The sequence below is a fragment of the Pseudonocardia sp. MH-G8 genome (assembly GCF_002262885.1).
Classification (GTDB): Bacteria; Actinomycetota; Actinomycetes; order Mycobacteriales; family Pseudonocardiaceae; genus Pseudonocardia.
The window spans coordinates 1-2,193 of the sequence record NZ_NKYF01000061.1 but is presented as its reverse complement, the minus strand read 5'-3'; the positions used below and the strand labels follow the sequence as shown (position 1 = coordinate 2,193).

The window sequence follows — 2,193 nt, the reverse complement described above, 5'->3', positions numbered from 1 at the left end:
CCAGACAACCAGGAGGTTGGCTTAGAAGCAGCCACCCTTTAAAGAGTGCGTAATAGCTCACTGGTCAAGTGGTCCTGCGCCGACAATGTAGCGGGGCTCAAGCGCACCGCCGAAGCCGTGGCAACATCATTTGAGATCCGCTTACATCTTTTGGGGTGTGGGTGTAGTCGTGGTGTTGGGTAGGGGAGCGTCGTGCATCCGGTGAAGCTTCGGGGTGACCCAGGGGTGGAGGGTGTGCGAGTGAGAATGCAGGCATGAGTAGCGAATGCAGAGTGAGAACCTCTGCCGCCGAATGACCAAGGGTTCCTGGGCCAGGTTAATCCGCCCAGGGTGAGCCGGGACCTAAGGCGAGGCCGACAGGCGTAGTCGATGGACAACGGGTTGATATTCCCGTGCCCGTGATAGTGCGCCCGTGCTGGGGCCGGTGATGCTAACCATCCGAACCCGCCTGTGATCCCTTCGGGGTGATCGGGGTCGGGGGAGCGTGGGATCCGATCCGGTAGTAGGCAAGCGATGGGGTGACGCAGGAGGGTAGTCCCGCCAGGCGGTGGTAGTCCTGGTGTAAGCCTGTAGCCCGACATCCAGGTAAATCCGGGTGTCGTGAAGGGTGAGAGGTGACGCGTAGCCGATTGAGGCGAAGTAGGATGATCCCATGCTGTCGAGAAAAGCCTCTAGCGAGTGCTGTTGCGGCCCGTACCCTAAACCGACACAGGTGGTCAGGTAGAGAATACTAAGGCGATCGAGTGAACTGTGGTTAAGGAACTCGGCAAAATGCCCCCGTAACTTCGGGAGAAGGGGGGCCGGTTGCTCTGAAGCTCTTCGCGAGCTAGGGGTGGCCGGCCGCAGAGACCAGGCCCAAGCGACTGTTTACTAAAAACACAGGTCCGTGCGAAGTCGCAAGACGATGTATACGGACTGACGCCTGCCCGGTGCTGGAACGTTAAGAGGACCTGTTAGTCCCTTTGGGGGCGAAGCGGAGAATTTAAGCGCCAGTAAACGGCGGTGGTAACTATAACCATCCTAAGGTAGCGAAATTCCTTGTCGGGTAAGTTCCGACCTGCACGAATGGCGTAACGACTTGGGCGCTGTCTCGACCACAGACTCGGCGAAATTGCACTACGAGTAAAGATGCTCGTTACGCGCGGCAGGACGGAAAGACCCCGGGACCTTTACTATAGCTTGGTATTGGTGCTCGGTTCGGCTTGTGTAGGATAGGTGGGAGACTGTGAAGTGGCCACGCTAGTGGTTGTGGAGTCATTGTTGAAATACCACTCTGGTCGAATTGGGTGTCTCAACCTCGGGCCATGATCTGGTTCAGGGACAGTGCCTGGTGGGTAGTTTAACTGGGGCGGTTGCCTCCCAAAATGTAACGGAGGCGCCCAAAGGTTCCCTCAGCCTGGTTGGCAATCAGGTGTTGAGTGTAAGTGCACAAGGGAGCTTGACTGTGAGACTGACAGGTCGAGCAGGGACGAAAGTCGGGACTAGTGATCCGGCACCACCTTGTGGAAGGGGTGTCGCTCAACGGATAAAAGGTACCCCGGGGATAACAGGCTGATCTTGCCCAAGAGTCCATATCGACGGCATGGTTTGGCACCTCGATGTCGGCTCGTCGCATCCTGGGGCTGGAGTAGGTCCCAAGGGTTGGGCTGTTCGCCCATTAAAGCGGTACGCGAGCTGGGTTTAGAACGTCGTGAGACAGTTCGGTCCCTATCCGCCGCGCGCGCAGGAGACTTGAGGAAGGCTGTCCCTAGTACGAGAGGACCGGGACGGACGAACCTCTGGTGTGCCAGTTGTCCCGCCAGGGGCATGGCTGGTTGGCTATGTTCGGAAGGGATAACCGCTGAAGGCATCTAAGCGGGAAGCCTGTTCCAAGATGAGGTCTCCCACCACCTTGCGTGGTTAAGGCCCCCAGCAGACCACTGGGTTGATAGGCCAGAGATGGAAGCCCTGTGAGGGGTGGAGTTGACTGGTACTAATAGGCCGAGGGCTTGTTCATGACGAGTTGTTTGCATCCACTGTGCGACCCTGAGCGCATAATCGCATCCACATGTTTGTTTTATAATTTGATAGTGTTGTCGGTGGTTATGGCGGAGGGGGTACGCCCGGTCCCATCCCGAACCCGGAAGCTAAGCCCTCCAGCGCCGATGGTACTGCACTCGTTAGGGTGTGGGAGAGTAGGTCGCCGCCGACATT

At 57.7% G+C, this 2,193-nt stretch carries 2 rRNA genes; both read left to right on the top strand.

The annotated features are described in order from the left end of the window. A 23S ribosomal RNA gene (locus tag CFP66_RS46805) occupies positions 1-1,996 on the top strand; the annotation flags it as partial. A 78-nt stretch (positions 1,997-2,074) separates the two neighbouring features. Beyond that, positions 2,075-2,191, top strand: a 5S ribosomal RNA gene (gene rrf, locus CFP66_RS46800). Positions 2,192-2,193 lie beyond the last annotated feature (2 nt).